Raw genomic sequence first — 13,294 nt, 5'->3', positions numbered from 1 at the left:
GAATATCTACACCCTCACACCCCCATACCCCTACACCCTTCTTCAAACTTTATGAGTAAGTTCTACTATTTTTGGGGATGAAACCGATAATAGAGCATCTGCTTGACCTTTTGACCACCTAGTAAGTGTTGTTCTACCAACAGACATACTTCATCAGGCTGAACACCGCTATACCAAACCATATCCGGTAAAATCAGCACCATCGGCCCGTTACCACACTGCCCTAAGCAACTGCTACCCATGACACTCACATCTGCAACTGGCAAAGCCTCAAAAGCCGCTAACACCTCTTTTGCACCTTGCTTTTTACAGGTGCGATTTTGACAAACCCTTACACATCTTGGAGTGGATGGTTTTGTAACGAGTGAGTTTGATGGTTGCGTGATATCAGTCATTTGTCCACCCTGAAATCTTTGAGATTGCTGCTGTATTTGGCGATTAACAACAGATTTAGCGATCGCTCAATTATCTTACCGACGTTGTAGCCAAAGCACTATCTTACCATTCTGTCAATTCTCGTTTCTCACATACACCGCGCTTGCCAGTTTTTCTCTTGTGTTGAGAATCTGCGTTAAGAAACTATTGAAAGTAATTGACAAAAATAACCTTGGGAATCTATGCTCATTATTGAAAATAATTATTATCTGAGGAATAGCTTCAATCATCAATAAAACCAGTAGTGCTTGATATCTATGCTGTGGCATAGGTATTTGACTTCCTGTAATTTGCCAAATAACCATCGCCAACTTAAATCAACGTGAGTTTGAGCGAACCTAACCTCAACCCTTTCTCTACAAAGAAATGGGCTAAAAATCTCCATATTGGCTCAAAAAATAAGGTTTTTCAAGCTTCTAACATCACTTGCTAGAGGAGGTAGCCGCGTGGGCGGACTCCCGTAATGCAGGCTCCTCTTTGGAGGATTGATGTTATGAAAGGAGTTTTTTAATCTGTCGAACTCACGTTAAAATTCAGGCTTCTCTAGGTTTCTGAGAAGCTAGTTTGAGATGGCAATATTTACTAAATTAATGAGAATAATTTCTGTTAAATTAAGATATTTTAGTATTAAGTACCTAGCTTAATAGTTATTACTCTCAATAAAATACCACTTTCCTGACTAGGAAATCATTACTCATTCCCCATAGTCTTCTCTCATGGAATGACGGAAGACTATGGGGTGTGCAACCAGTATTTGTTTCCTTGCAGTACATGTTTGTATTCACACCAGCATTTACAAACCAGTTGTTAAGGGCTTTGATATGGTTTTTTCTTTGAAACATGGTGCATCAGATCATGTAGCAGCTAATCCTTTACACTCAGTAAGCAACGCAGCCGGAGGTTATGGTGCTTATGGGTTAACGTTCCAGAGCAACAATTCCCATCTGCTGTACTATGGCAGTGGTGATGATGTGGTAACTGCGATTAGCGATCGCGCAAAACAAGTTTATGCAGGTGAGGGTAACAACCTCATCTACATTGGGAAAGGCAATGATCTCATCTATGCGGGGTCAGGCCGAGACTTCATTTCTGCTGGAGATGGCAACAATGTTATTTTCGCGGGTGAAGGTGTCAATAACATCATTACAGGTAGTGGTAACGATACCATCTACTCTGGTAGTGGCAACGATACCATTTACAGTGGAGCAGGCAATGATATTATCTTTGCTGGGGATGGAAACAACCTGATTAATGCAGGTATAGGTAATGATCAGGTATATCTTGGCAGTGGCAAAGATAGAATCATTCTTGAAGGTGGTAATGGTTCTGTTACTGTCTATGGGTTTGATGCCAAGAATGATAAACTGCGCCTGGGAGAAAGCTTACTTGGCAAATCCTTGAAATTTATTACCCAAGGTTCAGATACCTTAGTTAAGGCGGGTAATGATTTACTCGCTACCCTTAAGGGTGTTACCAAAGGTTCTCAAGCCTTGATAGACAGTGGCCCACTATATCGCTATCAGGTCACTGATTTGGGTTCTTTAAGTACAAATTCCAATGGCTCAGTTGTAGCTGCTTCAATTAATGACTTTGGGGTAATTGCCGGACGATATGATACAGGGGCAGCATTTACCAATCAGAATGCTACAACAGGTGCAAACCAAACTAATAACGTCCGCCAGGGATTTATCTGGAAAAATGGCACTCAAACACCTCTTACCAGCACAGGTGTAAAGAACGGAGAGTCTAACTTTGGCGCACCTAATGGTGCAGTTGTTACCTTGCTAACACCGACTGTTAATACCATCAGCAATCTTGGGGTTGTATTAGGAACGGCTGATGAAGTACGTCAACCTGTACCCAAAGCAACGGATAGGGCATTAGTTTGGCAAAAGAATGGCAGCAGTTACGACTTAACTATTAATGATTTGGGTGGTGTTGAAAGTTACTTCCTAGACATTAATAACAACAACCAGATAGTAGGGCGCAATATCCTATCATCAGGTTATGAAAAAACCATCTACTCAGAAAATGGCGTAATCAAAGAACTGGCAACCTTGGGCGGTGATGGCGGTACTGCACGGGCTATCAATAATCGAGGACAGATAGTTGGTTATGTAGATAGTGATAGTGTTCTTGATGGGAACTTTGTCAATACAGCCGTCATTTGGCAGAAAGATGCTAAAGGTGTTTATCAGTTAAAAGACTTGGGAACCTTTGGAGCCGAACAAGCCACATTGCGCGAAATCAATGATCAAGGTGACATCATTGGCTCAACTAGCAATGGTTCTGGAGCCAGTACAGCGAGTACGCCATTCATGTTAAGAGGTGACGAGTTTACAGCTTTGGGTAGCCTTGGTGGTAATACAGGTTCAGTTAATGCGCTCAACGAATTTAAACAGGTTGTTGGAGCCTCACAAATTGCTTCAGGTACAAATCATGCCTATATTTGGAATCAAGGTGTGATGACTGACTTAAATAACTTAATCACCACACCATTGACATACAACGGTGCAACTGTCACCATCAATAATGCCGTTAGTATTAACAACTTTGGTGAGATAGTTGCTACTGGAACATATACCTACAAAGACGAGTTTACTGGGCAAACTCTAACTGGAACACGCTCTTATGTGTTAACAGCGAGTTTATAGAGTCAACAGTTAACACCTAACGAATTTTTGATCTAATGACTAATCTACAGATAGTCCTTTAGAAGCCAGCCATTCGCTGTTAAATATGCGTGATTGATAGCGGGAACCACTATCACAGAGGATAGTAACAATTGTATGGCCAGGGCCTAATTGTTTTGCCAAAGCCACAGCCGCCGCCACATTAATACCAGTCGAACCACCCATTAATAACCCATCTTTGCGTAGTAGTTGATAAACTACTCGCAAAGCTTCCGTGTCATCTATTTGGATGGCATCGTCAGCTGGTGCGTCTTCCATGTTAGCTGTGACGCGGCTGTTACCAATACCTTCAGTGATAGAATTTCCCTCTATCTTGATTTCCCCAGTTTTAATGTAACTGTACAGTCCGCTACCCAGTGGGTCTGCTACAACACATTTAACGGCAGGATTTTTTTCTTTCAGGTACATGGCTACACCTGCAAATGTACCACCAGTACCAGTTGCCGCTACCCAACCATCAACTTTACCATCGGTTTGTGTCCAGATTTCTGGGCCTGTGGTTTCGTAATGAGCGCGGCGGTTTGCTAAATTGTCAAACTGATTTGCCCAAATGGCATTGTCTAACTCAGCAGCAATTCTCCCAGAGAGTTTGACGTAGTTATTTGGGTCTTTATAAGGTACAGCCGGCACAGGACGAACTTCCGCGCCTAAAGCTGTGAGTGCGTCAATTTTTTCTTGTGATTGGGTGTTAGGAATAATGATGAGGCATTTGTAGCCTTTGGCATTGCAAATATGCGCAAGTCCAATACCCGTATTACCCGCAGTCCCTTCTACAACGGTTCCGCCGGGTTTGAGTAAGCCTTTTTCTTCTGCATCTTTGATGATGTAAAGTGCAGCACGATCTTTAACTGAACCACCAGGATTGAGAAATTCTGCTTTAGCTAAAATTTCACACCCTGTTTCTTCGCTAAAACTATTTAAACGAATCAGTGGTGTGTTGCCAATCGTGCCTACAAAGCCATTTTTGATATCCATTGTGTTTTGTCTTGAGTGCATATAAAAATTGTGGCTTATAGTGGTGGCAAGATATACAGTTTGTCAGTCGTCATATGCTACTTTGTCAGCAATTATAAGGTCATCATCACCAAATTATCTGCAAATCTAATATTAATCTCGACAATATAGTTAAGCTATCGCGTGTCTTTGTTGACGGTTAGCTGTTGACAGTTAACTAACTGTCAGTAGTCAATGAACTTGATAAGCGACTATGCAATATAAAAGTGTAATAGCTGATGCGTCTGTTATTTTATTTATTCAATATTTCCGAAAAACGAGCGTAGTTTGTGGAATCTATTGTTACTTAGCCAGTTGTCAGTTGTTTTTGATTTAACTAAACGTAGGCTGGAGATTACCCACCTTACAAATATTATAGACATTTTGACTACTGACTACTGACAAATAGTATTTTTACTGTGGCTGCTTAAAATATATGTAAGTTAATATACATTATACCATAAGTGCCAATATTACTATTAACATCCTAGCCTGGGTGGGTATCAATGACATCTCCAAGCGATCGCAATCAAGAAATTGAGCAACGGGAACGTAGGCTGCGTGAGAAAGAAGTAGAATTGCGGCTGCGGGAAATGGAACAGCAAATGACTAATAGTGATGTTCCTTTCCATAAGACTGTGAAGCATCAGCCAGAAGAAAAACCTTGGATGAAAAAAGTGGTTCTGGGTGGAAAGTTGTTTGCTTTGGGTGTAGCGGCGTTAGTTGCGGTAAGAGTCGCTTCAGTTTTAGCTGGGTTCATTATTGTTGCTGTTCTGGGATGGGTATCTTATCAACTATTTTTTGTGTCTCGAAAAAAATCTTAATTTAAGGTGTAACTATTGTGGTTAATCAAGTAGCAACTGATAAATTTATTCAAGATTTGGAACGTGTAGCTCAAGTACGTTCGGAAATTGCTGTATCTCTACAACAATTATGCCAGACAATTAGTCAAGCTGAATTTGTTGGAGATACATCATCAGGTAAGCTGAGTTTAGAAAGAGATTTAGAAGATATTTCAGTCGCTAGTAAAAACCTCAAGAATGGTGTCTTTCGGCTGCTGGTATTAGGCGACATGAAGCGGGGTAAAAGTACCTTCCTTAATGCTTTGATTGGGGAGAACTTATTACCTAGTGATGTTAACCCCTGTACGGCAGTCTTAACAGTATTGCGTTACGGCCCAGAGAAAAAAGTTACAATTCATTTTAATGATGGCAAAAGCCCACTAGTTCTAGATTTTCAAAGTTTTAAATATAAATATACAATTGACCCTGCCGAAGCGAAAAAGTTAGAGCAAGAGAAAAAACAAGCTTTCCCTGATGTTGATTATGCAGTGGTAGAATATCCTTTAAGTTTACTAGAAAAAGGAATTGAAATTGTTGATAGTCCTGGGTTAAATGACACGGAAGCACGCAATGAATTATCCTTGGGATATGTGAATAATTGTCATGCTATTCTATTTGTCATGAGAGCTTCCCAACCTTGTACTTTGGGTGAGCGTCGCTATTTAGAAAATTATATTAAAGGTAGAGGTTTATCGGTTTTCTTCTTAATCAATGCGTGGGATCAGGTAAAGGAATCCTTAATTGATCCTGATGATGTAGAAGAGTTACAAGCGGCGGAAGATAGATTACGCCAAGTATTTAAAGCCAATTTATCAGAATATTGTTATGTAGATGGTCATGATATTTATGATGAGCGGGTGTTTGAGTTGTCATCAATTCAAGCATTACGGCGGCGGTTGAAAAATCCCCAAGCTGACTTATCTGGAACTGGCTTTTCTGAGTTTATGGCTAGTCTAAATATATTTCTTACCAGAGAAAGGGCGATCGCAGAACTAAGACAAGTAAGAACTTTAGCCAGACAAGCCGTCAACCACACCCGTGAAGCTATTGGGAGAAGGCTACCCTTACTAGATCACGATGTTGATGAGTTGAAAAAACGTATTGATTCTGTTGAGCCTGAGTTTACCAAACTTCAGAATATCCGCGACCAATTTCAAAAGGAAATTTTTAGTACCAGAGATAATCAAGCTAGAAAAGTTTCTGAATCTTTCCGTAGCTATATATTAAATTTGGGTAATACTTTTGAAAGTGATTTCTTACGTTATCAACCAGAGTTAAATCTGTTGGATTTCCTCAGTAATGGTAAGAGGGAAGCTTTTAATGCTGCACTACAAAAAGCCTTTGAACAATACATGACTGATAAATTCGCTGCATGGAGTTTAACCGCCGAGAAGGATATTAATGCGGCGTTTAAAGAATTGTCTTACAGTGCTTCTCAGTATGGTGCATCATACAATCAAGTAACAGATAGGATAACTGAAAAACTTACTGGGCAGAAGGTTATAGTTAACCCTACCACAACCACAGAAGATGATAAATCTCCCGCTTGGGCAAAATGGGCAATGGGTTTGTTATCTTTAACTCGCGGAAATCTCGCTGGGGTGGCGTTAGCTGGTGCAGGTTTTGATTGGAAGAACATTCTTTTAAACTATTTTACTGTGATAGGTGTTGGGGGAATAATTACAGCCGTCACTGGGGTATTTTTAGGTCCTATTGGCTTTGCATTGCTAGGTTTGGGTGTAGGTTTCCTGCAAGCAGATCAGGCGCGGAAGGAGTTAGTTAAAACGGCTAAGAAGGAGTTGGTGAAATATCTCCCGCAGGTAGCCCATGAACAATCTCAAACTGTATATGATGCGGTTAAGGAATGTTTTGATGCTTATGAACGTGAGGTAAGTAAGCGCATTAATGATGATATTACTGCTCGTAAATCTGAGTTGGATAATTTGCTGAAGCAGAAGGAAACGAGGGAAATTAATCGGGAAGGTGAGTTGAGGAGGTTTAAGAGTTTGCAGGAGGATGTGATAGCACAGTTGCAGAAGATTGAGACTGCTTATAGTAGTTTGTTGGCTTATTATGGGTAGTTTTTTTTAAACGCAGAGGGGCGCTGAGGTTGGCGCGGAGGGGCGCTGAGGTTTAATGAGAGAGGGGAGGGTTTCTTCTCTCTCTGTTTTGTAGGAGGATGAGGGAGGGAAGTATGGGGGAGTATGAGGGTTTAGTTGGGGCTTTGAAGTCTGCGTCTGGGTTGTTGGGGTGGGAGAAGACATCTAAGTTGTATCGGGATGTGATGTCTGTTTGTGATTATTTGGTTAATCCTAATTTTCGCATTGCGGTTTTTGGGCCTTTTAATTATGGTAAGTCTACTTTGTTAAATGCCATGTTGGGGAGTCGGACTTTACCTATTGATTTGATTCCGACTACTGGTGCGGCGATTACGGTTAAGTATGGTTCTAGTGTGCGATCGCGTATTATGTTGGTGGACGGTACAGAAGTCTATCGTAGTGGTACGGAGGTTTTACAACAGTTTGCTATCCTTGATGGTAATCGCCAGATGCGTCAAGATGTGGCATCGGTGGAAGTGTTTTGTCCTCATCCCTTCTTGGAAACTGGGGTGGAGTTTGTTGATTTACCAGGAACAAATGACCGGGAGGAGCAGGATAATTTAGTTAAGGAACAACTTTTAAGTGCAGATTTGGTGGTGCAGTTACTTGATGCACGTAAGTTGATGACGTTGGGAGAACGGGAAAACCTGCGAGATTGGTTATTGGATAGGGGTATTAAGACAGTTATATTTGTTGCTAATTTTATTAATTTACTAGAACCCGAAGAACAACAACAGGTACAAAATCGCTTGCGGTTTGTGGCTGAGAGTTTCCGTGCTGAGTTACCACCAGGATTTAGTAATTTATATCGTGTTGATGCTTTACCAGCTTTACGCGCCAGATTAAAAGGGGATGTAGCGGCGGCGAGTTCTAGCGGTTTGGCAACTTTTGAAGCAGCATTGCAAAATGTTGTGGGTATTTTACAACAAAATCGGGGTGGTGTGAGGTTGCCGAGGGTGGAGGCGATCGCATCTCAAATCCAGTTATCATTAAAATATAAAATTGACCCCCTTGTTAATGAAATCAAGTCTATTAATGATAAGCACAATGCTAAATTAGAAATTAAACAAAAAGCTCAAGATTTAATTGAGCGTGGCTTTGCTGCTAGTGTGAAAGAGTTATATAATTGGTTATTATTACCTAACTTACTTGCTAAATATCAATCTGATGCTGCCGTAGCTTTGGCAGAAAACAATTTTAAATCTTTGCAAACAAATAAGTTAAAGAAAGACTTACAAGATTTACAATTAGCAGTAGTTAAATGGCTTTATCAAGCATACGAATTTTTCCAAGAAGAAAGACCAGAAGATTTATCAATTCCTTTCCCCAGCGAACCAAGTATTACATTACCGCCTAAGCCAGATAATAGTGATGTCTGGAGTGAACCTGGTTCAATTGCCGTAGGTGGTGGTATCGGATGGTTATTAGGTGGGCCTGTGGGTGCGGCTGTAGTTGGCAGTATTTCTTATTTGTTAAACAAAAATGTCCAGAAACAAGATGATGATTCCGCTCAGGAATCTTATCATCAACAAGTAGCTAAACTTTGTATCGCTGCAACCGAAGATTATTTTTCTCAATTAAGTAATCAAGGTTTATCAATCTTGGCTACATACGAACGCCAATCCGATAAGGTAATTTGTTTTAAAGTTAGTCAAGAACCACGGGAAATTACTAAAAAGCGTGAAGAATTACAGAAATTACAACAGGGGTTTAATCAATTAATAAATGAGTTAGAAAAACTAAAAATAAATACTCAATATCAGCCTTATATAGAAATACCCAAACCTCAACAAACACCTCCTCGACAACAGCAACGGGTTTATGCTTACCCACCACGACAGCAAGTATATACTCCCCCACCACCAAAAGCGCCTTCTTCCGCCAATGCTTCCCAGGCGCGGGAGACATCTGAGAAGAAAGTAGAATCACCACGACAGCAAGTATATACTTCCCCACCACCAAAAGCGCCTTCTTCCAACTCAGCAGAGTTAGAAGCAAAGTTCCGTAATTGGGAACTGGATGAGGAAATAGCGCAGATGAAAGCAAAAATGGGTTCTCCTAGTTCTCAGAATCGTCAGCAAGCTGCTAAACCACCTAAAAACCAAGCAGAAACGAATAAAATTGCTCTTGCTTATAAGATTTTGGAATTACCACAAGGTGCATCTTTGGCTGATGTCAAACAGGCTTATCGTAATTTAGTAAAAAAATGGCATCCAGACTTATTTGTTGGTAAGCCACAATTACAAAAGCAGGCGCAAGAGAAGATGCACTTAGTTAATGAGGCTTATAATATTTTGTCTAACCTTTAATAACATCCATATAAAAAATTCTGCTGTCAGCATAACTACAAACAGCAGAATTAATTTACCAGTTTTAATCTATCAATTTCTCTTAATTTAAAACCTCCCTACTATTTACCTCAGCACTTGTGATTAATATTGTTCTCCCTTCCAAATTGTGAGGACTCTTGAAGGAGAATTGAGCATTGGTTTGTTGACAGGCTAACATTGTTTTTACGTGTTCCATCTCATCATCACGGATGGCTACAAATACATCATAGAGATTATCTATTTTGGGACGGCGTTCTGTGGGAAAATGTGATGTTTGAAATTCATCAAACATATATAAATCTCCGTCCCGATAGTATTGTTTTGCTACTTCCGGCGCTGCTTGTGCTTTTAGTTGTGCTTCGTAAGTTGTGAGAAATTTGTTGTAGCTTTCATAAGCGTGTTGTTCTACCAATTCCATAAATCTATAGGCGGAACGGGGAGAGACAAAATAGAGAAGAGTAATAGTCCAGTAATATATTAAAGCAGTTGTTTTTGCTAAAAAGCGATCGCCCCAAGAATCCGCACCCCCTAAACTCTCCATAATCAACAAGTGATGTAATTCATTCCAAGATTCAGCAAAGTGAACCTTTAACCAATCAGCTTTACGCCACAATCACAAGGTTTCGTATAAATGCAAAACCGACAGATAAGAGAAATAAGGTACTCGCGCTACGGTTTCCAATACATAAAACCGGGGATAGGGGCGATCGCGCTAAACTGTGTTAATAACAAATACTAATATCCCAACTAATAAACGTATCATTAGTTATGCTCCAGCAAAAATTAACTGTGTGTTCTTTTTGACCAATAAAATAGATATACACAGGAAATTTGAGGAACTTGTGAGGAATATGGTTTGTCAAAAATTGATGATTTAGTGAACACAAGACAATTTTCGGAGTATAAACAAAACTACGAATGTAGCTCCAAAGGTATAATTTTTGGCATTAGAGAATCTGCTTCAACCAGTAAAATACTTTTTTCTGGAAAAGCTGTCCAATTGTCTTGAGATAAAGGTTCTGATGCAACTATCACTCCGTTTGCATGACTTTCATTGTCATAAGACCAATAGAGAGTAGGTGCTTGCATACCATAAGCATAACGGACGGCTGCGATCGCTTGCCCATCACTAACAATCAGATTGCTACTAAAAGTGGTATCGTATTTTTCCGCTAACTCAGTCAATTTTTGCAGCGTGCTATGTATAGCTGACACAAGAGTCGTGTCTGGGGATGACTGCCACATTTCTACTAAGAGTGCAAAAATATGTTCAGAATCCGTCATGCCTTTAATCAAATTGTATGTTGAATCCGAAAGATTATCACGTATTGGTCTATAAAGTGTCTGTGGAAAACTTGATATTTCTCCATTATGGACAAACAAAAGTTTACCGCTACGGAAAGGTTGACAATTACTAATGTCCAGAGATTCGCCAATTCCTGCTAATCTTGCATAACCTACAATGCAATTAGATTGTATATATTGGCTTAACTCTTGCAAATTTGTATCGTTCCAAAGTGGGATAGTATTACGGTAAATAAATGATTTTGCCGCTTCATCATACCAGCCTATACCAACGCCATCGGCACATACAACGCCGGATTTTAATTCCAGAGAATTATAACTTTGTTCATACAGAGAATGGTCTTTTTTATATACCAATTCATCTAATCGAATGCTGCTGCCAAGATAGCCAATTAATCTACACATAGAAAACAGAAACTATTGAATAGTGATTGAATTATAGCCACAAATTCTATCTTAATAATTTTTCCGATTTTAACCACTATTAATTACTACTACTTGAGTATTAAATTTATATATTTGGCTTAAACGTGACTAAAGTCATGAATGTATTTGTGACTTTAGTCTGAACATATCTGTTTCTAAATTCGCTTGAATATATGAGGAAGCAACTAAATAGGCTAAAAGCTATTAAGTATGGGAGCTTTAGCATTAATTTAGTAATTAAGGGAAAGCGATAACTTTCCCTATTTTATTTATTTGTCTTCATCAGCGATCGCCTCGATTTAATGTTTCACAAAAAGTAGGCGATCTCTAGCAATAAGTACAAACTTTTTAATCTTGAAAAACCATAATATTGCCGGAATAACAAGCCACCCAAACTTCTCTAGTTTTTGGATCGTAAGTAATGCCTATAGGATGAGGTTCTACTTTGATTTTTTGTAAAATCTTCATGTCATTAGTACGAATTTTACTAACCGTATTTTCGCCATAGTTCACAACATAAATTACTTCACCATCAGCAGATAAAACCATACTACGAGGAGCATCACCGGAAGTTACTTTCTCTACTACTCTCCCTTCAGATAAACTAATCTTGGCAATTTTACCTTCACCATTTAAAGAAGCATAAAGATATTTACCTGATGGGTCAAGATTCAAATGTCGTGGTGAACGACCTATATTTTTTAACCAATGTACTGAAAAATCTTTTAAGTTAACTTTAGCAATATCGTAAGAACCCATGACAGCAACATAAGCATTTTCTGAAGCTGCATCAACAGCAATTCCGCGAGGATATCGACCTAGTGGAATCCGTTTGATTTCTCTATTTTCATTAGTATCTACTATACTTAAATCCCAGGAACACCAGTTACTAACTAACACTAGGTTTCCATCACCAGTTGTAGCCACAAATTTCGGTACAGAACCAACAGGGATAACTCTGTCAATTTCTAAACTTTCTGTATCAATGCGATATAAGAAACTTTTGTCGGTATTTTGAGATGGATTACATTTATCATCACCAGGGTTGTTAAAGCCAGTCCCATACATTTGATAATTAGACACCCAAGCATACTTACCATTATGGGAAAAACTCGCTTCTACTGGTGAGCCTCTATACTTACCTTTATACTTGGAATGCCCATATTTAGATAAATCCACTGCATCGGGAATAACTTTGACTAATTCATAGTCGCGGTTATACACGGTAATTGTGTGGTTATACATCATATTTTGGGCAAAAAATAAACCATTACCCGAATACACCACAGATTTAGGTGAAATTTGCCCAGAAATAGTTTTGATCAGCCTCATCTTTTGTGAAGCGTCTGGAGGCGTAGATGATTGAGGCGTTATGTCTTCCTGATTTATGGGCTTTTGCGGTTCCTCAAATTTTGAAGAGTCTTGAGGTGCTATTTCCGTCTGATTTTGCGGATTTTGAGGTTCCTCAGCTAAAAAAGGTTTAAGAGTAGTTTTTTCGGGTAGTGAAGTAGCTAATTTCCTCGAACTTGATTCTAAAACAGATGATGTTTGTCTACCAACAACACCATCAGTAACTAAGCTATTAGCTTGCTGAAATCGGATAACGGCTGCTTGAGTTGCATCATCAAAAATGCCTGTAATCTCCCCTTTATAGTATCCATCGGCTTGTAATTTTTCTTGCAAAGAGATGATGCGATCGCTAATATCACCTTTTTTCAAAGCCGACTTAGTTTCCACTGCTTGAGGAGGTACAACAGTAGAATCTGATACACCCACATTAGACTCTAATGCTGCTAAGGTTGCTGGGCCAGCAACACCATCAGCCTTTAAACCATGAGCTTGTTGAAATCTCTTTACAGCCGCTTCAGTTAAAGGCCCATAGTATCCTGTAGGAGCTTGTTGAAAATATCCTGTAGCTTTTAATTTTTGCTGGAGTGATACCACCTGAGCATTTCTGTGACCTTTTTTTAAAGCAGCCGTAGCAGGAAGATACCCACTTAAAGAACCCATAGTCAAGGAAACCGCCAGCATTAACGCCCCATGATTCTTTGAGCAAGATATTTCCGGTAAAGATACTTCTTTGGTAGATGCTCCGTAAGTCTCAGCTAAATGCAAATAAGCAAGTGTATCCATAGTTTAGGGAATCACCAAGACTCTAATTATTTTTGTAA

At 39.4% G+C, this 13,294-nt stretch carries 9 protein-coding genes; 4 read left to right on the top strand and 5 right to left on the bottom strand.

Features of this window, described 5'->3' with window-relative positions:
• Positions 1 to 65 precede the first annotated feature (65 nt).
• A complete protein-coding gene (locus tag NSMS1_RS10940) occupies positions 66 to 395 on the bottom strand; it encodes a (2Fe-2S) ferredoxin domain-containing protein (RefSeq protein WP_224093131.1) in 330 nt (109 codons plus the stop codon).
• 861 nt (positions 396 to 1,256) lie between these two features.
• Between NSMS1_RS10940 and NSMS1_RS10935 the strand changes: the two genes are divergently transcribed.
• Entirely contained in the window at positions 1,257 to 3,089 is a 1,833-nt protein-coding gene (locus NSMS1_RS10935) for a hypothetical protein (protein WP_224093130.1), read from the top strand.
• 39 nt (positions 3,090 to 3,128) lie between these two features.
• Here the strand turns inward: NSMS1_RS10935 and NSMS1_RS10930 are convergent, their stop codons facing one another.
• On the bottom strand, positions 3,129 to 4,103 hold the full coding sequence (locus tag NSMS1_RS10930; RefSeq protein ID WP_224093128.1) for a cysteine synthase A: 975 nt from the start codon (positions 4,101 to 4,103) through the stop codon (positions 3,129 to 3,131).
• Positions 4,104 to 4,627: 524 nt separating this feature from the next.
• Between NSMS1_RS10930 and NSMS1_RS10925 the strand changes: the two genes are divergently transcribed.
• The 3 genes from NSMS1_RS10925 (at position 4,628) to NSMS1_RS10915 (ending at position 9,371) form a co-directional block, all read left to right on the top strand.
• Entirely contained in the window at positions 4,628 to 4,945 is a 318-nt protein-coding gene (locus tag NSMS1_RS10925) for a DUF3040 domain-containing protein (RefSeq protein ID WP_224093125.1), read from the top strand.
• A gap of 17 nt (positions 4,946 to 4,962) precedes the next feature.
• Positions 4,963 to 7,044, top strand: a complete 2,082-nt coding sequence (locus NSMS1_RS10920) for a dynamin family protein (RefSeq protein ID WP_224093124.1) — start codon at positions 4,963 to 4,965, stop codon at positions 7,042 to 7,044.
• A gap of 113 nt (positions 7,045 to 7,157) precedes the next feature.
• Entirely contained in the window at positions 7,158 to 9,371 is a 2,214-nt protein-coding gene (locus NSMS1_RS10915) for a dynamin family protein (RefSeq protein ID WP_224093123.1), read from the top strand.
• 82 nt (positions 9,372 to 9,453) lie between these two features.
• Here NSMS1_RS10915 and NSMS1_RS10910 read toward each other — a convergent pair whose 3' ends face one another.
• The 3 genes from NSMS1_RS10910 to NSMS1_RS10900 form a co-directional block, all read right to left on the bottom strand.
• Positions 9,454 to 10,005, bottom strand: a complete 552-nt coding sequence (locus NSMS1_RS10910; RefSeq protein WP_224093122.1) for an alternative oxidase — start codon at positions 10,003 to 10,005, stop codon at positions 9,454 to 9,456.
• A gap of 299 nt (positions 10,006 to 10,304) precedes the next feature.
• Positions 10,305 to 11,102: an ergothioneine biosynthesis protein EgtC gene (egtC, locus tag NSMS1_RS10905; protein ID WP_224093120.1), complete on the bottom strand. Its 798-nt coding sequence runs from the start codon at positions 11,100 to 11,102 to the stop codon at positions 10,305 to 10,307.
• A 369-nt stretch (positions 11,103 to 11,471) separates the two neighbouring features.
• Entirely contained in the window at positions 11,472 to 13,256 is a 1,785-nt protein-coding gene (locus NSMS1_RS10900; protein ID WP_224093119.1) for a peptidoglycan-binding protein, read from the bottom strand.
• Positions 13,257 to 13,294: the final 38 nt, after the last annotated feature.

The organism is Nostoc sp. MS1, assembly GCF_019976755.1.
GTDB lineage: Bacteria > Cyanobacteriota > Cyanobacteriia > Cyanobacteriales > Nostocaceae > Trichormus.
The sequence above is the reverse complement of the archived record's forward strand: the minus strand, read 5'-3'. Positions and strand labels throughout refer to the sequence as shown.